The sequence below is a fragment of the Pseudomonas sp. Z003-0.4C(8344-21) genome (assembly GCF_900104975.1).
In the GTDB taxonomy this organism is placed as follows: Bacteria; Pseudomonadota; Gammaproteobacteria; order Pseudomonadales; family Pseudomonadaceae; genus Aquipseudomonas; species Aquipseudomonas granadensis.
The window spans coordinates 4,196,630-4,216,616 of record NZ_LT629756.1; the positions used below are offsets into that span (position 1 = coordinate 4,196,630).

At 57.9% G+C, this 19,987-nt stretch carries 24 protein-coding genes, 1 tRNA gene and 1 pseudogene; 10 read left to right on the forward strand and 16 right to left on the reverse strand.

Annotation, left to right across the window (positions count from 1 at the left end; all coding sequences use genetic code 11):
• Positions 1–25: 25 nt before the first annotated feature.
• Both infC and thrS read right to left on the reverse strand, forming a co-directional pair.
• Positions 26–577 (reverse strand): translation initiation factor IF-3, encoded by a 552-nt coding sequence (infC, locus tag BLU24_RS19005; RefSeq protein WP_169432615.1) that lies wholly within the window; start codon positions 575–577, stop codon positions 26–28.
• Entirely contained in the window at positions 577–2,499 is a 1,923-nt protein-coding gene (gene thrS / locus BLU24_RS19010; RefSeq protein ID WP_093102775.1) for a threonine--tRNA ligase, read from the reverse strand. The genes infC and thrS overlap by 1 nt, the downstream gene beginning before the upstream one ends.
• 370 nt (positions 2,500–2,869) lie before the next feature.
• Here thrS and BLU24_RS19015 point away from each other — a divergent pair, with 370 nt between their 5' ends.
• Positions 2,870–3,172: a hypothetical protein gene (locus BLU24_RS19015; RefSeq protein ID WP_090282680.1), complete on the forward strand. Its 303-nt coding sequence runs from the start codon at positions 2,870–2,872 to the stop codon at positions 3,170–3,172.
• 290 nt (positions 3,173–3,462) lie between these two features.
• Positions 3,463–3,675 carry a cold-shock protein gene (locus tag BLU24_RS19020; protein WP_003179963.1) on the forward strand — a complete coding sequence of 71 codons (213 nt, stop codon included), beginning with the start codon at positions 3,463–3,465 and terminating at the stop codon, positions 3,673–3,675.
• Between the two features lie 73 nt (positions 3,676–3,748).
• On the opposite strand, the gene BLU24_RS19025 is transcribed toward BLU24_RS19020, so the two are convergent.
• Both BLU24_RS19025 and BLU24_RS19030 read right to left on the reverse strand, forming a co-directional pair.
• On the reverse strand, positions 3,749–4,066 hold the full coding sequence (locus BLU24_RS19025) for an I78 family peptidase inhibitor (RefSeq protein WP_090282679.1): 318 nt from the start codon (positions 4,064–4,066) through the stop codon (positions 3,749–3,751).
• 168 nt (positions 4,067–4,234) lie between these two features.
• A complete protein-coding gene (locus BLU24_RS19030) occupies positions 4,235–4,537 on the reverse strand; it encodes a hypothetical protein (protein ID WP_090282678.1) in 303 nt (100 codons plus the stop codon).
• Between the two features lie 129 nt (positions 4,538–4,666).
• Here BLU24_RS19030 and BLU24_RS19035 point away from each other — a divergent pair, with 129 nt between their 5' ends.
• On the forward strand, positions 4,667–4,885 hold the full coding sequence (locus BLU24_RS19035) for a hypothetical protein (protein ID WP_093102778.1): 219 nt from the start codon (positions 4,667–4,669) through the stop codon (positions 4,883–4,885).
• A gap of 35 nt (positions 4,886–4,920) precedes the next feature.
• Here BLU24_RS19035 and BLU24_RS19040 read toward each other — a convergent pair whose 3' ends face one another.
• From BLU24_RS19040 to BLU24_RS19075, 8 genes are all read right to left on the reverse strand, one after another.
• The gene (locus tag BLU24_RS19040; protein ID WP_093102781.1) at positions 4,921–5,949 is read right to left on the reverse strand and encodes a nucleoside hydrolase; all 1,029 of its coding nucleotides are present in this window, start codon (positions 5,947–5,949) and stop codon (positions 4,921–4,923) included.
• A gap of 32 nt (positions 5,950–5,981) precedes the next feature.
• On the reverse strand, positions 5,982–6,386 hold the full coding sequence (gene rbsD, locus BLU24_RS19045) for a D-ribose pyranase (RefSeq protein WP_090282675.1): 405 nt from the start codon (positions 6,384–6,386) through the stop codon (positions 5,982–5,984).
• Positions 6,383–7,300, reverse strand: a complete 918-nt coding sequence (gene rbsK, locus BLU24_RS19050; RefSeq protein ID WP_093102784.1) for a ribokinase — start codon at positions 7,298–7,300, stop codon at positions 6,383–6,385. The genes rbsD and rbsK overlap by 4 nt, the downstream gene beginning before the upstream one ends.
• A 24-nt stretch (positions 7,301–7,324) precedes the next feature.
• Entirely contained in the window at positions 7,325–8,344 is a 1,020-nt protein-coding gene (locus BLU24_RS19055; RefSeq protein ID WP_093102787.1) for a LacI family DNA-binding transcriptional regulator, read from the reverse strand.
• Positions 8,345–8,347: 3 nt separating this feature from the next.
• Positions 8,348–9,325: an ABC transporter permease gene (locus BLU24_RS19060; protein ID WP_090282672.1), complete on the reverse strand. Its 978-nt coding sequence runs from the start codon at positions 9,323–9,325 to the stop codon at positions 8,348–8,350.
• Positions 9,322–10,875, reverse strand: a complete 1,554-nt coding sequence (locus BLU24_RS19065; protein WP_093102790.1) for a sugar ABC transporter ATP-binding protein — start codon at positions 10,873–10,875, stop codon at positions 9,322–9,324. Before BLU24_RS19065 ends, BLU24_RS19060 begins: the two co-directional genes overlap by 4 nt.
• 56 nt (positions 10,876–10,931) lie before the next feature.
• Positions 10,932–11,888, reverse strand: a complete 957-nt coding sequence (locus BLU24_RS19070; RefSeq protein WP_093102793.1) for a sugar ABC transporter substrate-binding protein — start codon at positions 11,886–11,888, stop codon at positions 10,932–10,934.
• A gap of 201 nt (positions 11,889–12,089) precedes the next feature.
• Complete coding sequence (locus tag BLU24_RS19075; protein ID WP_093102796.1) at positions 12,090–12,536, reverse strand: hypothetical protein; 447 nt, start codon at positions 12,534–12,536, stop codon at positions 12,090–12,092.
• A 349-nt stretch (positions 12,537–12,885) separates the two neighbouring features.
• Between BLU24_RS19075 and BLU24_RS19080 the strand changes: the two genes are divergently transcribed.
• The 3 genes from BLU24_RS19080 to BLU24_RS19090 all read left to right on the forward strand — a co-directional run bounded on the left by BLU24_RS19080 (position 12,886) and on the right by BLU24_RS19090 (position 15,135).
• Entirely contained in the window at positions 12,886–13,974 is a 1,089-nt protein-coding gene (locus BLU24_RS19080) for an asparaginase (protein ID WP_093102799.1), read from the forward strand.
• A 197-nt stretch (positions 13,975–14,171) separates the two neighbouring features.
• Positions 14,172–14,441, forward strand: a complete 270-nt coding sequence (locus BLU24_RS19085; protein ID WP_090282667.1) for a DUF1654 domain-containing protein — start codon at positions 14,172–14,174, stop codon at positions 14,439–14,441.
• Positions 14,442–14,445: 4 nt separating this feature from the next.
• Complete coding sequence (locus tag BLU24_RS19090; protein ID WP_093102802.1) at positions 14,446–15,135, forward strand: endonuclease; 690 nt, start codon at positions 14,446–14,448, stop codon at positions 15,133–15,135.
• Between the two features lie 54 nt (positions 15,136–15,189).
• Here the strand turns inward: BLU24_RS19090 and BLU24_RS19095 are convergent, their stop codons facing one another.
• Complete coding sequence (locus BLU24_RS19095) at positions 15,190–16,101, reverse strand: siderophore-interacting protein (protein WP_093102804.1); 912 nt, start codon at positions 16,099–16,101, stop codon at positions 15,190–15,192.
• Between the two features lie 86 nt (positions 16,102–16,187).
• Positions 16,188–16,553, reverse strand: coding sequence for an SPOR domain-containing protein (locus BLU24_RS19100; RefSeq protein ID WP_090282664.1), 366 nt, complete (start codon positions 16,551–16,553; stop codon positions 16,188–16,190).
• 249 nt (positions 16,554–16,802) lie between these two features.
• Between BLU24_RS19100 and csrA the strand changes: the two genes are divergently transcribed.
• Positions 16,803–16,997, forward strand: a complete 195-nt coding sequence (csrA, locus tag BLU24_RS19105) for a carbon storage regulator CsrA (protein ID WP_003179932.1) — start codon at positions 16,803–16,805, stop codon at positions 16,995–16,997.
• A gap of 225 nt (positions 16,998–17,222) precedes the next feature.
• Here csrA and BLU24_RS28045 read toward each other — a convergent pair.
• Positions 17,223–17,348, reverse strand: a pseudogene (locus BLU24_RS28045) (DUF2214 family protein); the annotation flags it as partial.
• Here BLU24_RS28045 and BLU24_RS27685 point away from each other — a divergent pair.
• Both BLU24_RS27685 and BLU24_RS19115 read left to right on the forward strand, forming a co-directional pair.
• The gene (locus BLU24_RS27685; RefSeq protein WP_157720862.1) at positions 17,302–17,484 is read left to right on the forward strand and encodes a hypothetical protein; all 183 of its coding nucleotides are present in this window, start codon (positions 17,302–17,304) and stop codon (positions 17,482–17,484) included. The pseudogene BLU24_RS28045 and the gene BLU24_RS27685 overlap by 47 nt on opposite strands.
• A 269-nt stretch (positions 17,485–17,753) precedes the next feature.
• Positions 17,754–18,284 (forward strand): GAF domain-containing protein, encoded by a 531-nt coding sequence (locus BLU24_RS19115; RefSeq protein WP_093106850.1) that lies wholly within the window; start codon positions 17,754–17,756, stop codon positions 18,282–18,284.
• Positions 18,285–18,410: 126 nt separating this feature from the next.
• Here the strand turns inward: BLU24_RS19115 and BLU24_RS19120 are convergent.
• Positions 18,411–18,487: transfer RNA gene (locus BLU24_RS19120), tRNA-Val, on the reverse strand.
• Positions 18,488–18,670: 183 nt separating this feature from the next.
• Between BLU24_RS19120 and BLU24_RS19125 the strand changes: the two genes are divergently transcribed.
• Positions 18,671–19,954 (forward strand): NAD(P)/FAD-dependent oxidoreductase, encoded by a 1,284-nt coding sequence (locus tag BLU24_RS19125; protein WP_093102807.1) that lies wholly within the window; start codon positions 18,671–18,673, stop codon positions 19,952–19,954.
• Positions 19,955–19,987 lie beyond the last annotated feature (33 nt).

Here is a 19,987-nt window from a genome sequence, read left to right on the forward strand (position 1 = left end):
CAGAAGGCCTGCCGTGCCCTGTTGATTACTTCTTCTTTTTCGGGGCGATGACCATGATCAGCTGGCGTCCTTCCATCTTAGGATGCTGTTCGACCGAACCGTACTCGAGCAGGTCTTGTTCAACCCGCTTGAGGAGTTCCATCCCCAGCTCCTGGTGGGCCATCTCACGGCCGCGGAATCGCAAGGATACCTTGGCCCTGTCCCCGTCACTCAGGAAACGTACCAGGTTGCGCAGTTTTACCTGGTAATCCCCTTCCTCCGTCCCTGGACGAAACTTGATTTCTTTAACCTGAATCTGCTTCTGGTTCTTCTTCGCCGCGGCAATCTGCTTCTTCTTTTCGAAGATCGACTTGCCGTAGTCCATCACACGGCAAACCGGCGGGACTGCGTCTGCGGAGATTTCCACCAGATCAAGCTTTGCTTCTTCAGCGATACGAAGCGCTTCATCAATCGAGACGATGCCAATCTGCTCGCCATCAGCGCCAATTAACCGAACCTCGCGTGCCGAGATATTCTCGTTGATCGGGGCTTTCGGTGCAGCTCGTTTATCTTGTCTCATTTCACGCTTAATAATAATTACTCCGAATCTGGGCGACCACGCCGGGAAACCGCTTGCGCGAGAAACTCAGCGAACCGGGCGACGGGCATCGAGCCCAGGTCAGCACCTTCACGAGTACGCACAGCGACAGTCTGCATCTCGACTTCCTTATCTCCGATAACCAAAAGATAGGGAACCTTGAGCAAAGTATGCTCGCGGATTTTAAAGCCGATCTTTTCATTTCTCAAGTCGGACTTGGCACGAAATCCGCTTTCGTTGAGAGTTTTTTCAACCTCTGCAACAAAATCTGCCTGTTTATCAGTGATATTCATGATCACCGCCTGCGTTGGCGCCAGCCAGGCAGGGAATGCACCTTCGTAGTGCTCGATCAGAATCCCGACGAAACGCTCGAACGAACCGAGGATCGCGCGGTGCAGCATCACCGGGTGTTTGCGGCTGTTGTCTTCGGAGACGTATTCAGCGCCCAAACGGACAGGCAGGTTAAAATCGAGCTGCAAGGTACCACATTGCCAGACGCGACCGAGGCAATCTTTTAACGAGAACTCGATCTTCGGACCATAGAACGCCCCCTCACCCGGCTGCAGATCGTACGGCAGGCCCGCAGAATCGAGGGCTGCAGCCAGTGCGGCTTCCGCGCGATCCCACAGCTCGTCGGAACCGACGCGTTTTTCCGGACGAGTGGACAGTTTCATCTCGACATCGGTGAAGCCGAAGTCGCGATAAACGTCCATGGTCAGCTTGATGAACGCAGCGGACTCAGCCTGCATCTGCTCTTCTGTGCAGAAAATGTGGGCGTCATCCTGAGTAAACGCACGCACACGCATGATGCCATGCAGCGCACCCGATGGCTCGTTGCGGTGGCAGGCACCGAACTCGGCCAGGCGCATCGGCAGCTCGCGGTAGCTTTTCAGGCCCTGATTGAACACCTGCACATGGCACGGGCAGTTCATCGGCTTGATCGCGTAGTCGCGGCTTTCCGACTCGGTGGTGAACATGTTGTCGGCATAGTTGGCCCAGTGCCCGGATTTCTCCCACAGGCTGCGGTCAACGACTTGCGGCGTTTTGATCTCGAGGTAGCCGTTGTCGCGCTGCACCTTGCGCATGTACTGCTCGAGCACCTGATACAAGGTCCAGCCGTTCGGGTGCCAGAAGACCATGCCCGGCGCTTCTTCCTGGGTGTGGAAAAGACCCAGACGTTTGCCGATCTTGCGGTGATCGCGCTTTTCAGCTTCTTCGATGCGCTGAATGTAGGCCGCGAGTTGTTTCTTGTCGGCCCAGGCTGTGCCGTAAACGCGCTGCAATTGCTCGTTCTTGGCGTCGCCGCGCCAGTAGGCGCCGGACAGCTTGGTCAGCTTGAAGGATTTGAGGAAACGCGTGTTCGGCACGTGCGGACCACGGCACATGTCGACGTATTCTTCGTGATAGTACAGGCCCATGGCCTGCTCGTTCGGCATGTCCTCGACCAGGCGCAGCTTGTAGTCTTCGCCGCGGGCCTTGAACACTTCGATCACTTCGGCGCGTGGAGTGACTTTCTTGATCAAGTCGTAATCTTTCTCGATCAGCTGCTGCATGCGCTGTTCGATGGCGGCCATGTCGTCCGGAGTAAAAGGACGCTCGAAGGCGATGTCGTAATAGAAGCCTTCGTCGATGACCGGCCCGATGACCATTTTTGCAGTCGGGTACAGCTGCTTGACCGCATGGCCAACCAGGTGCGCGCAGGAGTGGCGAATGATCTCCAGCCCCTCTTCATCCTTTGGCGTGATGATTTGCAGGGTCGCGTCGCTGCTGATGATGTCGCTGGCGTCGACCAGTTGCCCATTGACCTTGCCGGCCAGGGTCGCCTTGGCCAGACCGGCACCAATGGATGCGGCGACCTCGGCTACGGAAACCGGGTGATCGAATGAACGTTGACTGCCGTCGGGAAGAGTAATAGTTGGCATGGCGCCTCCTCTCCTAGTGGTGACCCCTACCAAAGGTCACGTGGGTTGGGATGAGCCAGTACAAGATCCGGTCCAGGCCATTCAATGACGAACGCCTGCCTTACAGCGGCAGGAGCCTTGCGGCCAACCGGAAAACCGAACCAGAGTGACTGGGATTCAAATCAGGATATTCGCACGCTGACCGCGGCCGGGACTGAAGGTCATCCGGCGCTTGAAAACGCATGAGACCGGCATCCTAGCACAGATGAGCGGTCGCTTACGTGCTGATTTGGCAGAAGGCAAACCGTCCGTTTTTATGCCAGAGTGCTGAACTAGATCGGCTCTTCAGCCCTCAGATAACAAGACATTGACCCACAAGGAGCATTCTCGCATGCGTCTGAACACCTTATTCGCCGTCGTCGCCCCTCTTGCTCTGCTGCTGCCGCTGAGCGCTCATGCCGACTGGCCGAAGGGCGAGCGTGAAAAATACATGGCGCAGTGCACCCAGGCAGCCACGCAGCAAATTGGCGCTGCCGCAGCCAAATCCCATTGCGCTTGTGGCGCCGACGCCATCAAGTCCTATCCGGCCAGTGATATTCAGGCATTGATGGACAACAAGGCGACCCCTGAACTGCAACAGAAAGCCCTCGGTCAGATCGCCAAATGCAAGGCGAATCCCCCAGCGAAAAAATGAGAACACCACGCTTTTTGATCGGCTGAAAGCTGGAAAAAAGTGCTGGAAATGAAGCTTTTCAGACGATTTATGCACGTTTTACAGGTTTTTTTATCGTCTTTACGTTTCGCTGCAAGCCTTTGAAACCGGGGCTTTCAGCAGAAACAGGTGGTAAAGAAAACACGACTGATTGGCAAACAGCACGTCCGGGGGGCTCCCAAAGCGAACATTTCGACTATGATACCCGGGTGTGCCCAGTTGGCCTGAGCAGCACAGTACTACTGAAAATATATGTTTCTTGGAGATACACCATGTCTAATCGCCAAACCGGCACCGTTAAATGGTTCAACGATGAAAAAGGCTTCGGCTTCATCACTCCTCAAGGTGGCGGTGACGACCTGTTCGTACACTTCAAAGCTATCGAATCCGACGGTTTCAAAAGCCTGAAAGAAGGCCAGACCGTCTCTTTCGTGGCTGAGAAAGGCCAAAAGGGTATGCAAGCTGCACAGGTTCGCCCAGAGTAATTTCCTGGCGCACTAAAAAAAACCCCGTCCATGTGACGGGGTTTTTTGTGCCTGCAACAAAAGTCGTGGGCGGTCAGCCGCAGTTGACGCGGGTAACCACCAGATTGTTGTCAGTGTTCAGGTTCAGGCGATCGGATCGGTATTCCAGAGTGATCATGTCGGTCGGCTTGAGGAATCGCGCATTTTGCGCACCGGCCTTGACGCGCGCCTGCTCCAGGAGTTCCGGCGAAGCCTTCTTGCCGACGGTGAACTGCGCCGCCGTTGCCTCACAGCGACTGTGACCAGCGTCGGTCGCCACGCTTTCCTTTGCCGACTCGCTGGAGCTCGTGCTGCAACCGGCCAACAGCGCAGCAGCCATAAGTGCACCCAGTGTCGCGAACTTCAAAGGCATGAAGCCTCCTTGATTTCAAAATGGTTAAGCTGAGACCGTGCGACCGCCAATCCGGCGTTTGGTTTCGCGAGCAAAGCCGTCACCCGGCCGCACAATCGGAAAAACGCCGAGTGTGCCTGAGCGCACCAACGTTCTCAGCCCGCAATCGTGACTGAATATTAACGGCGCTCAGTAGACGTCGATGTAATCGAAAGGCGGATTCGGCCAGTTGTCCTTGAGCGCGTTGTAGATCTGCATGACCCACACCTCATCACTGGCCGCCACATTGCCTACATATCCCGATCCCTTGGCCCACGTCTCGAGGCGAAACAGCAGATCGTCGATGTCCTGACCACCGGTGACCGTCGACAAATAGGCGATGCCGCCCTTGGTCACGCGCAATTGGGTGTGCACGTCGTCGCTGGCCGAGGCCAATAACTGGCGCACAGCCTCTACCGTCAGGCCGTCGGGAGTGTTCAAATCGATTTGCACAGCACAGCCTCTGGGTCGCTGGAAAAGACCAAGTGTCGCATAGCACCCCGCTCATGCCTAAGTCGCAGTGCCAAGCGCACGACAAAATGGTTAACTCGACGTTCGGACTTTCATCTCTTCGAGCGCCCAATGAACACCATCAACATCAGCATCGACGCCGACATAAAAGCCAAATGGGCAGACGGACACAGCTCTTACAGCCCGGGCACCGCCGAGGAGCTTGCGTTGATTGGCATCGATCTGTTGGTCAAGGCTCTGGGCACCGAACCGGCCCAGCAATTCATCAAGCAGATTTTTGAGCGCTACCCTGTCGAGGTCACCGCGCAGGAAGTGACTGAGAAGGGATAAAAAAACCCGCAGGCTGGCACCTGCGGGCGGGTCGTTTACTTCAAGCGCTTGAGACGCTCGGTCAGCAGATCAAAGAAACCCTGGGCATCGCCATTCTCGACCCAGAACGCATTTTTCGGCGCCTTCAGGCCGTCGTACCAGTCAACAATAGTCTGACCAAACGTCGGCCCTTCGCGACTGTCGACCACGACGTTGACCGCGCGGCCGGTGAACAGCGCAGGCTTGAGCAGATACGCGACGACGGTGGCGTCATGCACAGGGCCACCCGGAATGCCGTAGTGTTCCATATCGCCTTTGATGTATTCGTTGAGGATGTTGCCGACAATCTTGCTCGCATTGTTATCGAGCGCGGCAATCTGCTTCAGGCGGGCATCACTGGTGAGGATCTTGTGGGTCACGTCCAGCGGCAGATACGTCAGCTTCACCCCGCTTTTCAGCACCACTTCCGCCGCTTGCGGGTCGGCGAACAGGTTGAATTCGGCCACTGGCGTAATGTTGCCGCCGTTGAAATGCGCGCCGCCCATGATTACCACTTCCTTGATACCCTGTACGATCTTCGGCTCCTGGATCAGCGCCAGCGCCAGGTTGGTCTGCGGTCCGAGCATGGCGATGGTGATGCTGTGCGGCTTGGCCTTTTTCAGGGTGTCGATCAGATAATTGACCGCATTGCCTTCAGCCAGACCCTTTTTCGGCTCGTGCACAGTGACACCCGAGAGCCCTTCCTTGCCATGGATGTTTTCGGCATAGATCGGCGTGCGCATCAGCGGCTTCGGCGCACCGGCGTACACCGGTACATCTTCACGCCCTGCCCATTCGCGAGCCAGTCGGGCGTTACGCGAGGTTTTGTCCAGACGCACGTTGCCGGCCACGGTGGTCAGCGCGCGAATATTCAGCTCGTCCGGCGAGGCCAGCGCGAACAGCAAGGCGACCACGTCGTCAGCGCCGGGATCGGTGTCGATGATCAGGTCGATTTTCTCCGACGCCTGGGCGCCGGTGGCAGTGATGACGGACAAAAGCAGCAGACTCCGGAGCAATTGGTGCAGTTTCTGAGCATAGCGTTGCATGGCGCATTCCTTGTGCAGATGAAATCGAAAAATCAGAACGTAACTCCCGCGACCAGCACGATGTTGCAGTACGGCTGGCATTCGCCCGTACGAACAATCGCCCGCGCTTGTCGGCTGAGTACCTTGAATTGCTCGTGACCGAGCAGATCGCGACGGCCCAGAGCCCCCTCCCCGTTCAACGCTTCGAGCGCACTCAAGGCGCTCGGTTGTTTATCGAAGATTTCCTTGGCGATTGCGTGGCTCTCCACCTGCATCTCGCTGAGCACCACGTTGAGGGTGCTGATGAAATCCGGGACGCCGTGAGTCAGTGCCAGGTCGATCAGCTCGACACCCGGCGGCACGGGCAGCCCGGCATCGCCAATCACTACCATGTCGCCATGGCCCAGCGATGCGATCAATCGCGACAACGCGATGTTGAGCAAAGGAGTTTTTTTCATACCGGTTCAAAAGCCTGTACGTCGGACATAGTGGGAATGGACGGCTGCGCGCCCGCGCGGGTGACCGACAGCGCGGCGGCGATCTGTCCGTAGCGAATGGCTGAAGCTTCGGATTGGCCATTCGCCAGGGCCGCGGCGAAACCGCCGACAAATGTGTCCCCTGCTGCCGTGGTATCAACAGCCTGCACTTTCGGTGCGGGGAAATGCTCAAACCCGCGCCCATTGGCAAACAGCGAACCTTGCGCCCCCAGAGTGACAATGACTTTGCCGGCCCCCATGGCGATCAACCGAGTGGCCGCGCTTTCTGCGGTCTTCAGCGAACCCACTGGCATGCCGCTCAAGGCGGCCGCCTCGCTTTCGTTCGGAATCAGGTAATCGATTGCTGCAAACCAGTCCGCCGGCAGCGGGCGACTGGCCGGGGCTGGATTGAGGATGACAATCTTGCCGAGGGCGCGCGCGCGCTTGAGCGCATGCCCTACGGTGGCGTCAGGAATCTCCAGCTGGCAGATGATCACGTCTGCCGCTTGCAGCACCGCGTCGAATCGGTCGATAACGGTTGGCGTCATTGCACCGTTGGCACCGGCGACGATGACAATGGCGTTCTGGCTGTTGTCATCGACCACAATCAGCGCCACGCCACTGGAACCCTCAACGCTACTCACGGCCTGGCAGTCGATCTGTTCGGCCAGCAGTGCATCGCGCAACTGCACACCGTAATCGTCGTTACCGACACAGCCGACCATCGCCACCTGCGCGCCGAGCCGTGCAGCAGCCACCGCCTGATTGGCGCCCTTGCCACCGGACACCGTGGCAAACGAATGGCCGATCAGGGTTTCACCGCCGACCGGCAGCCGAGGCGCGCGGGTCACCAGGTCCATGTTCAGGCTGCCTATTACCACTACATTTGCGGGCATACATCATTACTCATCAATTCGGTTTCAGCGGTATTCGGTGAACACGCCGGACAGCGGTGCGGTGGATTCGCGCAAGACAATACTCGGGGTAACGATGCGTTGATCGGTGCCCAGATTCGGTGTGGCGATCCTGCGCAGCAGCACTTCGGCGGCCATCTCACCGAGTTGCAGAATCGACTGCCCCACCGTGGTCAGCGCCGGATACACGTAACGGCTCATCTGAATGTCATCGAAGCCGATGACCGACAGCTCGCCAGGCACCCGCACGTTGCGTTCTGCTGCCGCGCGCAACACACCGATGCCGATCATGTCGTTACCGGCAAAAATCGCGCTCGGCGGATTGTTTTCCAGCAGCTTCGCCGCGGCGTTGTAACCGCCCGTGCTGGTGAAGTCACTTTCCAGCATGCGCTCCTGCCGCACCGCGATACCCGCCTCTGCCAACGCGCGGCAATATCCGGCCTGACGCATCTGCGCAACACTGGTGCTCGCCGGACCACCGATGGTGGCGATGTCGCGATGCCCCAATTCCAGCAGATGACGGGTTGCGAGGTACGCGCCGTATTCATGGTCGATACGCACCAGATCGGCGTCGACGCCTTCAAGACCGCGGTCGACGATGACCATGGGCGTTTTCACCGCGGCCAGCCCCTGCGCCAGGGCGCTGTCACCGCCGGCAGACGCGAAGATCAGACCGTCGATGCGTTTTTCCAGCAATACACGCAAATAGCTGCGCTGCTTGTCGGGATTGTCGTCGGAGTTGCAAAGGATCACGCAGTAGCCGTTACGCTCGCAGTAATCCTCGATTCCACGCGCCAGCTCGGCGAAGTACGGGTTGAGACTGTTCGGTACCAGCAGGCCAATGGTGGCCGTGGTCTTGGCTTTCAGCGAACGCGCCACCGCGCTCGGCACATAGTCGAGGCTCTTGATTGCCGCTTCGACTTTCAAGCGCACTTCCTTGCTGACCGGCCGTGTGTTGTTCACCACATGCGACACCGTCGTGTAGGAAATGCCCGCCAGCGCTGCCACATCCTTGATCGTTGCCATGTCTTAGCCCCGCCGACTGGCGCGCTGACTGCGGTAAGTGTCGAGCACCACCGCGATCACGATGACGGCGCCGGTGATGATGCGCTTGGTCGGCTCGGTCGCGCCGATCTGCGCCAGCCCCGCCGCCAGTACCGAGATGATCAGCACACCGAAGAACGTACTGATCACCGAACCGCGCCCGCCCATCAGGCTGGTGCCGCCGATCACCACCGCAGCGATCACCTGCAGCTCCAGACCGGAGCCGGCATTAGGATCAGCGGCTTCCAGACGGGAAATCTGAAACAGCGCTGCGATGCCGGCCAGCAGGCCCATCAGACTGAATACCAGAATCTTGTAGGGCTTCGGATTGATCCCCGCAAGCCGTACCGCCTCTTCGTTGGTACCGATGCCGATCAGGTAGCGACCGAATACGGTGCGCGTCAGTACGGCCTGCGCGACGAAAATCACCAGCAAGGCAATGATGAACGACGGCGAAATACCGAACGCGATCGGGTTCGACAGCCAGGCAAACGAATCACCGATGTAGGCAGTACGCGAGCCGGTCATCTGATACGCCAGACCACGGGCCATTTCCAGCACACCGAGCGACACGATAAAAGAAGGAATCCGCCAGGCTACCGTGATGGAACCGGTGACGGTGCCGGCGAGTGCCGCTACCGCCATGCCGAGCAACGCCGACGGCAACACGCCCCAGCCCCAGCCGAGAATCGCCACGCTGACGGTCGATGCCGCCAGTGCCAGTACCGAACCGACCGAGAGGTCGATGCCGCCGATGATCAATACGAACGTCATGCCGACCGCCAGCACCATCAGATCCGGGATCTGGTTGGCCAGCGTACTGAAGGTGTTATAGGACAGAAAGTGGCTGCTCAAGACCGAGAACAGCGCAATCATCGCCAGCAAGGCACCGGCCAGGCCCAGATAGGTGCCCAGGCCATAGAAGTTGCCACTACGTTTGCCGGCAGGAGATGCAGTTTTCATGGGAGATCCCTAGGCGCCGCTTCATTGAGCAACGCATCATGTTTTTGGTAGCCGGCGAAAGCGGCGGCAAGCAAGTCATCCTGGGTCCAGCTGTCGCGCTCGAAGGTATCGATCAGCCGCCCCGCGGACAGCACGCCGATGCGGTCGCAGATCAGCATCAATTCGCGCAGATCACTGGACACCACCACCAGCGCTTTGCCCTGCCGCGTCAGCTCGCCGAGCAAGGCATAAATGTCGAACTTGGCGCCGACGTCAATGCCACGGGTCGGCTCGTCGAATAGCAGCACCGAACAGTCACGCTCCAGCCAGCGACCGATGACAACCTTTTGCTGATTGCCCCCGGACAACTCGGAAACCAGTTGCGTCGGGCTCGAGCTGCGAATGCGCATGGCGTCGATCTGACGCTGTGCGAGGGAGATTTCATCGCCATTGTTGACGAAACCGCCACTGGAGATTTCTGGCATGTTGCCCAGCGCGATATTGGCGCTGATCGACTGACTGAGCAGCAGACCCTCGCCTTTACGATCTTCGGTAATCAGCGCAATGCCATGACGTACGGCATCGACCGGCGAGCGCACACTGACTGCCTTCGCTGGCGAGCCGAGGGCGATGCTGCCGCTGTCGGCCGCGTCCGCACCAAAGATCAGTCGCAGCAGTTCTGTACGCCCAGCCCCGATCAATCCGGAAATCCCGAAGATTTCCCCGGCACGCACTTCGAACGAGACATCGCGGACTTTGTCGGCGCGGGTCAGGCCCTTGATCGTCAGGGCCGGGGCGCCGATCTTGCGCGGGCCCATGTCGATGTGTTCGCCCAGTTCGCGACCTACCATGAGCGTGACCAGTTGCTCGCTGTTGTAATTGGCCATCGGCTCGACGCAGACCAGATTGCCGTCACGCAACACGGCAATCCGCTGCGCGACGCGGGCGAGTTCTTCGAGACGGTGGGAAATGTAGATGATCGAGACGCCGCGCGCCTGCAATCGGGTGATCTGCTCAAAGAGCATTTCGACTTCACGGGCCGTGAGCATCGCGGTCGGCTCGTCGAGAATCAGCACATGGCAATCGCCTATCAGGTTGCGGGCAATTTCGACCATTTGCTGATGGCCGATACCCAGCTCGCCGACCAGCGTGTCCGGATCGATCGCATCAAGACCGACCTGCGCCATGGCCTCAATAGCTGCTTTGCGCAGTTGCTTGCGACTGATCCAGCCGCCGTTGCTCGGCAAATTGTCGAGAAACAGGTTTTCCGCCACCGACAGGGTCGGCAACAGATTGAGCTCTTGCATGACCATGCGCACACCGAGCTCTTCGGCCTGGGTGCGACTGCCCGGACGATAGTCCTTGCCGTGGAATTGCATCTGGCCGGTGGTCGGCGTAACGAGGCCGCCGATGATCTTCGACAGCGTGCTTTTGCCGGCGCCATTCTCACCGGTCAGCGCCAGCACTTCACCGCGCATCAGCGTCAGATCGATGCCGGTAAGCACCGGTTGCGCATAGGTCTTACCGATACCGCTGACCGAGAGGACAGCGTTCGGGGCGGAAACTGACATAGAAAACTCTCCGTGCGCTCGCCCGGACGGACGAGCGCCATTGTGTCGCCAGAAGCTTACTGAGTGACCAGCTCGACCGGTGTTTCGATCACGCCGTTGGCACCGCTATCGACTTTCTCGCCCTTGATGATTTTCAGCGCAGTCTCGATGCCGAACACCGCCTGTTTGGCGGCGAACTGGTCAGCCGTGGCCAGCACGCGACCGTCCTTGAGCATCGGCTTGATCGCATTGATGTTGTCGTAACCGACGACCTTCACCTGACCCGCCTTGCCGGCAGCACGGACGGCGGAAACGGCGCCGACTGCCATGCTGTCGTTGCCGGTCAGCAACGCTTTGACGTCCGGGTATTCACTGAGAATCGAAGCGGCGACCTTGTTGCCCTTGTCGATTTCCCAATCACCGGATTGCAGGGAAACAATCTTGATCTGTGCAGCCTCCATCGCATCCTTGAAGCCAGCAGTACGTTGCTGGGCATTGGTGGTCGTGGACACACCTTCAATGATGCCGACTTCGTCACCGGCCTTGAGCTGCTTGGCCAGGTACTCACCGACCAGGCGCGCACCCTTACGGTTGTCGGGCCCTACGAAAGGGACGCTGATGTTTTTGCTTTTGACGATTGCAGGATCAAGCTGATTGTCGATGTTGATCACGGTGATGCCCGCATCGACGGCCTTCTTGATCACCGGCACCATGGCTTTGGAGTCCGAGGGTGCGATAACCAGTGCGTCGACCTTGGCGAGGATCATCTGCTCGACAATCTTCGTCTGCCCTGCGGTATCGGTTTCGTCCTTGATGCCGTTGGAGATCAGGTCGAAATCGGCGGAGTGTTCTTTCTGGTAGGCCTTGGCGCCGTCTTCCATCGTCAGGAAGAATTCGTTGGCCAAAGATTTCATGACCAGGGCGACTTTGGGTTTTTCAGGGGATTCGGCGAACGCCGAGGAGACAGGTAGCGCGGCGGCTGTGGCAGCCAGCATAGCGACAGCAAGAAGACGTCCAGCGAATGGCAGCTTCATGGGTTCACTCCGATCTTATGATTATTGTGAGCAACGCTTGCGCTGGCGTAAGCTACATCGCTTGCGAACGGAGCAACAGCACCGCAGGCAAGCGACGCAAACGTTTGCGTAGAGCGAACTATGCGAATCCCGCCGACATTTGTCAACAATCAGAAATCGTCATTTGTTGTAGGGCGAATCCCCCGAGGCGCCCCTTCTGCGTTATACCGTCGTGTTCACCACATTGCCGCTGGTTGAACCCTGGGACATTTCCTTGACCAGTGCAGCAGCGACCTCCGTCATTGCGGCGCTGGTTTGCGCGATCTGCCCTTGAATGGACATGACTGCCTGGGACTTGGCTTCGGGTGTCGGGTAGCTCTTGGCTTGGGCGGCGGCCAACTGCTGCTGTTGCTCTTGAAGCTGTTTTTGCAATTCCTGCATGCGCTTGAGGAGCATTTTCACGGTGGTGGTGAGATTGCTGCTGCCTTCGGTTTTGCTCTCTTCTGGCGCAGCGCCGCCGGTCCTGACCTGATTGCTTTTGTCTTTTTCAACGCCCAGGGCCTCGGCAGAAGCGTCCTTGCCCGCGTCGTTCAACGTGTTGATCGTTGCTGCGGTTTTACCGCCGATGGTGACAGCACCCGGATTTGCAAAGCCGACCGTCAGTGACATGTGTATCCCCAGATTTCAGATTCCTTGAACACCCATCGGCCCTTCGCCGAATTTCTTTAGCAGAAAATCGAAAATCGGCCAGCCGTCGGGCTCGCCAGCGGTCGTAGTCTCTTTCGGAGAGCCGAACACGATAGCGCGCTTTGTTCGGGAAACCGGATAAACCCTTGCGCCCAACTTTTACTTACACCTGAAATGTTGATGTAAATCATCAGGTTAAGCATTTTGGCGGGGCACAGTACGGCTGGTACAGATCCTGCTCCCTTCATCGCACCCCGGGCATTCCAGATCGGCTTGGGGCGCATCTAGATGAACCTGCATCAGCACCGTCTCACTACTAGAGAGAAAAATAATGAAATCTGCTTTCAACACTTTGGTTCCGGGCGCATTGGCCCTCCTCCTGCTCCTGCCCACCGCCCTTCAGGCAAAAGAAGCCGAAACCCAGACCAAGCTCGCCAATGTCGTGGTACTCGCCACCGGCGGCACGATTGCCGGTGCCGGCGCCAGCGCCGCCAACAGCGCCACCTATCAGGCCGCGAAGGTCGGTGTCGAGCAACTGATTGCCGGCATTCCCGAACTGAGCAAGCTCGCCAACGTGCGTGGCGAACAAGTCATGCAGATCGCCTCGGAAAGCATCACCAACGAAAATCTGCTGCAACTGGGCCGCCGCGTCGCCGAACTGGCCGACAGCAAGGACGTCGACGGCATCGTCATCACTCACGGTACCGACACTCTGGAAGAAACCGCCTACTTCCTCAACCTGGTGGAAAAAACCGACAAGCCGATCATCGTGGTCGGCTCGATGCGTCCGGGTACCGCCATGTCCGCCGATGGCATGCTCAACCTGTACAACGCCGTGGCCGTGGCCAGCAGCAAAGAAGCGCACGGCAAAGGCGTACTGGTGACGATGAACGATGAAATCCAGTCCGGTCGCGACGTCAGCAAAATGATCAACATCAAGACCGAAGCGTTCAAGAGTGCCTGGGGCCCGTTGGGCATGGTCGTTGAAGGCAAGTCCTACTGGTTCCGCTTGCCAGCCAAGCGCCACACCATGGATTCGGAATTCGACATCAAAAACATCAAGAGCCTGCCTGACGTAGAAATCGCCTATTCCTACGGCAACGTCAGCGATACCGCCTACAAGGCGCTCGCGCAGTCCGGCGCCAAGGCGATCATTCACGCCGGCACCGGCAACGGCTCGGTGTCCTCCCGTGTCGTCCCGGCCCTGCAAGCACTGCGCAAGGATGGCGTACAGATCATTCGCTCGTCCCACGTCAACGCTGGCGGCTTCGTTCTGCGCAACGCCGAGCAACCTGACGACAAGTACGACTGGGTCGTTGCTCACGACCTGAACCCGCAGAAAGCCCGCATCCTGGCGATGGTCGCGCTGACCAAGACCAACGACAGCAAAGAGCTGCAGCGGATGTTTTGGGAATACTGATAGACCTTCGCCCGGTCCATTCGTGATGGTAATTCACGCATCATCCGTCTAAAAAAGCGGGTGATGCGCTGCTTACCGCCATCGCGCACTTTTCCTACAAAAAATTCGATACGTCCCACACCAAAATCGGAAACCCACTGTCAGAGGATTTTCTTGAATTTTAAGCAGTTGCGAAAACGCTTACAGTTAAATACTGTATGCACGTACAGCTTAATAAGGATAACCTCGTGGCCACCTCCCCTGATGCTCCTGACGCTTATGAACGCATGGGTATGCGCGTTCAGAAAATCATCAATTCCCCCACCGCCCAAAAAGCCAAAGCCGCACTGATCTTCCGTCTGCCAGACGAGCCGATGGACGACTGGGAGCGCCTGCTCGAGGAAATCGACGAGAACGACAATGTCACCCTCGCTTATCGCGACGACGGTGGCGTACAGATTTTTTGGGTTGTGCCGAAGGAAGATTGATTCAATGAGTGTCCGTTGTTTCGCGTTGCTGCTGTTGTTTATCGCCATGGGTGCTCAGGCTGGCGCCCCCCGAACTTTTTCCGAAGCCAAGAAGGCGGCCTGGAAACTCTATGCGCCCCAGTCCACCGAGTTTTATTGCGGGTGCAAATACACCGGGAACCGGGTTGATCTGAAAGCCTGCGGCTACGTCCCGCGCAAGAGCGCCAAGCGCGCCTCACGCATCGAGTGGGAGCACATTGTGCCGGCCTGGCAAATCGGCCATCAGCGCCAATGCTGGCAGACCGGTGGACGCAAGAACTGCACTCGCTACGACCCGGTCTACCAGAAAGCCGAGGCCGATCTGCACAACCTGGTGCCGAGCATTGGCGAGGTGAATGGTGACCGCAGCAACTTCAGCTTCGGCTGGTTGCCGGTCCAATCCGGCCAGTATGGCTCGTGCTTGACTCAGGTCGATTTCAAGGCAAAAAAGGTCATGCCGCGCCCCTCGATTCGCGGCATGATTGCCCGAACGTACTTCTATATGAGCAAGCAGTACGGCTTGCGCCTGTCGAAACAGGATCGAAAATTGTATGAGGCGTGGGACAAGACCTACCCGGTGCAGGACTGGGAGCGCCAGCGCAATCAGAGCGTGGCGTGTGTGATGGGACGCGGCAATGAATTCGTCGGCCCGGTGAACATGAAAGCCTGCGGCTGAATCGGCAGGCAAAAAAGAAAGCCTCGAACGTGATGTTCGAGGCTTTTTTATTGGCTAATTAGCCGCCTTGTTGTGTCGCCAGTAACCCATCAGATTGAGCGATTCGCGCGGTAGGCCGCAGTCCTTGATCAGGTATTTGCGCAAGCTCATCACCGCTGCAGACTCTCCGGCAATCCAGCCGTAAAATCCATCCGGGGCGGTATCGGCGATCTCCCAGAGAATGTCTTTTTCGATATCAACATCAGCCAGTTCAGGTGATTGGGCGACCGAGGCCGTATGGACTGGCAAAACAGCTGTTCGCACGGCTTGCACCATCAAGGTCCCAGCGACCGACTCGCTCGCCTGATCGCGAACCAGCCACTGCACCGACAACCCGGGCCAATCGGGAACGGCTAGCATGTCCTGCATGCTGTCCACTTCGAAAAACGCCTGGACTTGCGGCGGCGCCGAAGACATCGCCAACTGATCCAGTATGCCCATTGCGGCCGGCAGCGCTGTCGCATCGGCAACCAACAGCACCTGCTTGAGGGTTTGCGGTGGCTTCCACTCGAAACCGCCCGCCTCCTTCGCCGAGAACTGTCGGTCAGGCGCAAGGATCTGCATGGTATCGCCTGGCTGCGAATGCAGTGCCCAGCGCGACGCCGGACCGGTCTCGCCGTGCAGGACAAAATCGATATCGACTTCGCCTTGCCCGGCGCGCAAGTGGCGGATGGTGTAGGTGCGCATCGCCGGGCGTCGATCCGCGAGCATCGAGCGAAACCGAGCGTACCAGCCGTCCTCCTGCGCGAGCTTCGCGTGCGAACCATTGGCCGCGGGAAAAAACAGTTTCACCCGCTGATCCGGAGCCCAGGTAGCCATTTCTGCCACTGACGGCCCCGCCAATGTGATGCGCATCAAGTGCGGACTCAGTCGGGTCTTGCGATGCAGGGTTGTATCAAACAGCTTGTACGGGTTGGCGGAGGCCATGGGAGCTCCTTCTGGTAATCATCAGCGACTGCAGAAGGAACGAGTCGCGCCTGACAGCCTTTAGCAAGCTCCGCCGAACGGATCGTTTATGGCGCGATCGGGTGCTCGACCAGCACCGATTCGATGTTCTGTTTTTTCGCCTTGACCAGCGCCGCGTCCACCTGCACCTTCCGTGCTTCGGCCTCGGCTTTGGAATTGAACGGGCCAATCAGAATCCGCGTTTTACCGCTGCTGTCCTTGATGACCGTCGGCACGAAAGCATGCTCGATCAACCAGCCACTCAGATCACTGACCGCTTGTGGTGTTTCTCCGCGAACTTCCAGATCCCACTGCGGAGCAGCCGCGACTGCCGGCGCTGCGACAGCCGTTTTCGGCGTCGGCAGATCACCTTGCTTGCCCTCTCCACAGCCCGCCAGTACAAGTGCTGCGATTACCCAGACCAATTTGCGCACAACGCTTTCCTCGAAAATCCCAAAGCCGCGATCTTATCATTCATAAATCTTCGCGAGCCCCGCAAAATGGGCACAAAACAACGAGATTGATGCTTGCAGCCTCTGTATAGTTACGCCCTGGGAATTAATGCCGCTTCTGCGCGTCAGAAAGAGGCACCCAAACCGTGAGACTTCGCACTAATCTATACGTACCACCGACCTCTGCACTGTCTGAATCAGGTGCCCTACAAAGCAATCAAGGAGAAGACCATGCTGATACTCACCCGCAAAGTCGGTGAAAGCATAAACATTGGCGACGACATCACTATCACCATTCTGGGCGTTAGCGGCCAACAGGTCCGCATTGGCATCAACGCACCGAAAAACGTGGCCGTGCACCGTGAAGAGATTTACCAGCGCATCCAGGCTGGCCTGACCGCTCCGGACAAGCCCCAAACGCCTTGAGTCGCATCGCAGTCAGTAGCCAGTCCGTTTACCTCGTGGAATGACTGGCTAGAGCTTTACGCGCCGTTTTGCCATCCGCTTCCCACATCGCTGGGCACGGCGCCTGACACGCAAGTCCCGCCTTCACTTCAACACGCCATTCCCCCCGTTGCCCGCCAGATACTACCTGCCATCTCAAAGACTGGCTGTCGGACGTTTCCGATAGAGCGCAGGGAATTCGCACCGCTAAACAAATGTCACGCCACGCGCCATTCCGGTCGCTACGATCACCACCAATACCAATACCAAGACCTCGACATGACTGATGGGCGCGCCTGTCGCGAGCGCTTCGCCGCGCGCCAAAGCTATCCGTTCGGAAAATCGTGAAACGCGTAGCGTCCTTGTCGAACCGAATCGTCACGAAAGAAAAAGCCAAATCGCAGGCAAAAAAAATCCCAAGCAGCTGATGGAAGCTTGGGATTTAAAAATGCATAAACCGTGGTGGTGAACGCGGGGCGGATGTTACTCAATCCCACCTGCCGTCACAACAATTTTCTGATAACCGGCTGGTTCAATACGACCGTAACCCCTTCAATATCCACATTATTTTAGTGGATGCTGGACTAACGTACCTGAAAGCGAACGGTCAATGCAGGAAATGGTCCTGTGACAAAGGCCCGCGAGGAAGGCTACGCTAACGCCGCTGGCAAGAACCTTGGTAAATACGATGTCAGGGACAGACCCGGCAACGCAGAAGCAATCCGGAGATTTGAACGTATGGAAATGAGTGAGACTGTTCTCAAAGCATCCCTGAGTGCAGAAGAGCGCTCGGCGATTGCCGAAATCGAAGCAACAACCAATATCTTGCAGCTCGTAACGCGCTTGACCGGAACACGCTTTGCCGGGATCGCAAAATTTACCGAAACCGAATGGATAGTTTGCTCGGCGTACGATCCGATCGAGCTGGGTATCAACGTCGGCGATACCCTGGATCTGGAGACCACGCTTTGTAGCGAATTTCGGCGCGATCCCAAGGTGCTTTTCCTGCCGAAAATCAGTGAAGACGGTCGGCTTTGCTCGCGTCCAGTGGTGAAACAATTTGCGATCGAGAGCTATGCAGGAGCACCTGTTTTCTTGCCGGATGGCCGGCTGTGGGGTGCTCTATGCGCGCTGGACTCTCGGGCGGTGCTGTTCGATAACCCGGACCTCGCCGAAACACTGACGCTGTTCGCAAGGCTGATAGGCTGCATATTCTTCACAAATCTGGCGGGAGAAGAAAACGGACGCAGTAATCCGCAGAGCGCCTGACCGTACACGCTTGAAAGCCCTTTCATTTACGTAGGTCACCAAGCGGATTTGGCAAATTCCAGACAACAAAAAAGGGCTCACCTTTCGGTGAGCCCTTTCAGACCGCCCAGCAGAGCGGATTTTGTTTGGTAGGCGCGATTGGACTCGAACCAACGACCCCCACCATGTCAAGGTGGTGCTCTAACCAACTGAGCTACGTGCCTGCTGTGAGGCGGCATTCTACGGAATTCCGGAGGGGTGTCAACACCTTTTTTTCACCTAACCCTATGAATATGCAAAATATTTAATTTGCCCCCGGCAACACGGTTTTTCCGGTGGCTGGCGGAGGTTTTTCAACTCGGGTAGGATCGGCGCACTCGTAAAATATATTAAACAGAGGCGGCAGGATGGCGAACACCCCTTACCCAGAATCGTATTACGCTGCGTCGGCCAACGCCGCGCCGTCCCGTCCGGCGCTACAGGATGATGTGGAGACGGATGTCTGTGTGATTGGCGCCGGGTACACCGGGCTGTCCTCGGCGCTGTTTCTGCTGGAGAACGGTTTTCGCGTAACCGTGCTGGAAGCGGCCAGGGTCGGCTTCGGCGCTTCGGGGCGCAATGGCGGGCAGATCGTCAACAGTTACAGCCGGGACATTGACGTGATCGAACGCAGCGTCGGTCCGAAGCAAGCGCAATTGCTTGGGCAGATGGCCTTCGAGGGCGGTCGGATCATTCGCGAGCGTGTGGCCAAATACAATATTCAATGCGATTTGAAGGACGGCGGCGTGTTCGCCGCGCTTACACCCAAGCAGATGGGCCATCTGGAATCGCAGAAGCGCCTCTGGGAGCGTTTTGGCCACACCCAGCTTGAGCTGCTGGATCAGCGTCGTATTCGTGAAGTCGTCGGTTGTGAGCAATACGTCGGCGGCATGCTCGACATGAGCGGCGGGCATATCCATCCGCTGAACCTGGCGCTCGGCGAAGCGGCAGCCGTTGAGTCCCTCGGCGGCATTATTCATGAACAGTCGCCGGCAGTGCGTATTGAACGCGGTGCCAATCCGGTTGTGCATACGCCGCAGGGCAAGGTCAGGGCCAAGTTCATCATCGTTGCTGGCAATGCCTACCTCGGCAACCTGGTACCGGAGCTAGCAGCCAAATCGATGCCGTGCGGCACTCAGGTGATCACCACCGAGCCGTTGGGCGATGAGTTGGCCAAAGCACTGCTGCCGCAGGACTATTGCGTTGAAGACTGCAACTACCTGCTCGACTACTACCGCCTGACGAGTGACAAACGCCTGATCTTCGGCGGCGGTGTGGTGTATGGCGCGCGTGACCCGGCCAATATCGAGGCGATTATCCGCCCGAAAATGCTCAAGGCTTTTCCGCAGCTCAAAGATGTGAAGATTGACTACGCCTGGACCGGAAACTTCCTGCTGACGCTGTCGCGTTTGCCGCAGGTCGGACGCCTTGGCGACAACATCTATTACTCGCAAGGTTGCAGCGGCCATGGCGTCACGTATACGCACCTGGCGGGCAAGGTGTTAGCCGAAGCGTTGCGCGGTCAGGCCGAGCGTTTCGATGCGTTCGCCGACCTGCCGCATTACCCGTTTCCCGGCGGGCAGCTGCTGCGCACACCGTTCGCCGCACTCGGCGCGTGGTATTACGGATTGCGCGACAAATTCGGAATGTAAAAAAAGGGGCCGCTGAACAGCGTCCCCTTTTTC

What these genes read in the sequence shown, in the direction of transcription:
- thrS (WP_093102775.1), bottom strand. Translation starts at nt 2,499, where the DNA reads ATGCCAACTATTACTCTTCCCGACGGCAGTCAACGTTCATTCGATCAC.
- BLU24_RS19015 (WP_090282680.1), top strand. Translation starts at nt 2,870, where the DNA reads ATGCGTCTGAACACCTTATTCGCCGTCGTCGCCCCTCTTGCTCTGCTG.
- BLU24_RS19020 (WP_003179963.1), top strand. Translation starts at nt 3,463, where the DNA reads ATGTCTAATCGCCAAACCGGCACCGTTAAATGGTTCAACGATGAAAAA.
- BLU24_RS19025 (WP_090282679.1), bottom strand. Translation starts at nt 4,066, where the DNA reads ATGCCTTTGAAGTTCGCGACACTGGGTGCACTTATGGCTGCTGCGCTG.
- BLU24_RS19035 (WP_093102778.1), top strand. Translation starts at nt 4,667, where the DNA reads ATGAACACCATCAACATCAGCATCGACGCCGACATAAAAGCCAAATGG.
- BLU24_RS19040 (WP_093102781.1), bottom strand. Translation starts at nt 5,949, where the DNA reads ATGCAACGCTATGCTCAGAAACTGCACCAATTGCTCCGGAGTCTGCTG.
- rbsD (WP_090282675.1), bottom strand. Translation starts at nt 6,386, where the DNA reads ATGAAAAAAACTCCTTTGCTCAACATCGCGTTGTCGCGATTGATCGCA.
- rbsK (WP_093102784.1), bottom strand. Translation starts at nt 7,300, where the DNA reads ATGCCCGCAAATGTAGTGGTAATAGGCAGCCTGAACATGGACCTGGTG.
- BLU24_RS19055 (WP_093102787.1), bottom strand. Translation starts at nt 8,344, where the DNA reads ATGGCAACGATCAAGGATGTGGCAGCGCTGGCGGGCATTTCCTACACG.
- BLU24_RS19060 (WP_090282672.1), bottom strand. Translation starts at nt 9,325, where the DNA reads ATGAAAACTGCATCTCCTGCCGGCAAACGTAGTGGCAACTTCTATGGC.
- BLU24_RS19065 (WP_093102790.1), bottom strand. Translation starts at nt 10,875, where the DNA reads ATGTCAGTTTCCGCCCCGAACGCTGTCCTCTCGGTCAGCGGTATCGGT.
- BLU24_RS19070 (WP_093102793.1), bottom strand. Translation starts at nt 11,888, where the DNA reads ATGAAGCTGCCATTCGCTGGACGTCTTCTTGCTGTCGCTATGCTGGCT.
- BLU24_RS19075 (WP_093102796.1), bottom strand. Translation starts at nt 12,536, where the DNA reads ATGTCACTGACGGTCGGCTTTGCAAATCCGGGTGCTGTCACCATCGGC.
- BLU24_RS19080 (WP_093102799.1), top strand. Translation starts at nt 12,886, where the DNA reads ATGAAATCTGCTTTCAACACTTTGGTTCCGGGCGCATTGGCCCTCCTC.
- BLU24_RS19085 (WP_090282667.1), top strand. Translation starts at nt 14,172, where the DNA reads ATGCACGTACAGCTTAATAAGGATAACCTCGTGGCCACCTCCCCTGAT.
- BLU24_RS19090 (WP_093102802.1), top strand. Translation starts at nt 14,446, where the DNA reads ATGAGTGTCCGTTGTTTCGCGTTGCTGCTGTTGTTTATCGCCATGGGT.
- BLU24_RS19095 (WP_093102804.1), bottom strand. Translation starts at nt 16,101, where the DNA reads ATGGCCTCCGCCAACCCGTACAAGCTGTTTGATACAACCCTGCATCGC.
- csrA (WP_003179932.1), top strand. Translation starts at nt 16,803, where the DNA reads ATGCTGATACTCACCCGCAAAGTCGGTGAAAGCATAAACATTGGCGAC.
- BLU24_RS27685 (WP_157720862.1), top strand. Translation starts at nt 17,302, where the DNA reads ATGGGCGCGCCTGTCGCGAGCGCTTCGCCGCGCGCCAAAGCTATCCGT.
- BLU24_RS19115 (WP_093106850.1), top strand. Translation starts at nt 17,754, where the DNA reads ATGGAAATGAGTGAGACTGTTCTCAAAGCATCCCTGAGTGCAGAAGAG.
- BLU24_RS19125 (WP_093102807.1), top strand. Translation starts at nt 18,671, where the DNA reads ATGGCGAACACCCCTTACCCAGAATCGTATTACGCTGCGTCGGCCAAC.